The sequence below is a fragment of the Staphylococcus sp. EG-SA-15 genome, from assembly GCF_017151895.1.
Taxonomy (GTDB): domain Bacteria; phylum Bacillota; class Bacilli; order Staphylococcales; family Staphylococcaceae; genus Staphylococcus; species Staphylococcus aureus.
The window spans coordinates 1-249 of the sequence record NZ_JACVZN010000128.1; the positions used below are offsets into that span (position 1 = coordinate 1).

The 249-nt window shown below is 28.9% G+C and carries 1 pseudogene; it reads left to right on the forward strand.

Features of this window, described 5'->3' with window-relative positions:
• Positions 1 to 121 (forward strand): annotated as a pseudogene (locus tag IDG64_RS14675) (heptaprenyl pyrophosphate synthase subunit A); the annotation flags it as partial.
• Between the last annotated feature and the right edge of the window lie 128 nt (positions 122 to 249).

The window sequence follows — 249 nt, forward strand, 5'->3', positions numbered from 1 at the left end:
TTATTTATTTGAAGATATGTCTGATTACTATCCATCATACTTCAAGAAATATAATCAAAGTGAAGTAAAGCATTACTTACACGATATCCAAAAAAGTTATTTAAAAAGTAGAGGTAATTAAGCATGGATGAAAGAGGATGCGAAAATGCGTTATATCGGCTCGAAGATATCACTATTACACGAAATAAAGAAATTATTGGATAGACATGTTCAAGGAAATGAACAATCTTTTTTAGATTTATTTGCTGG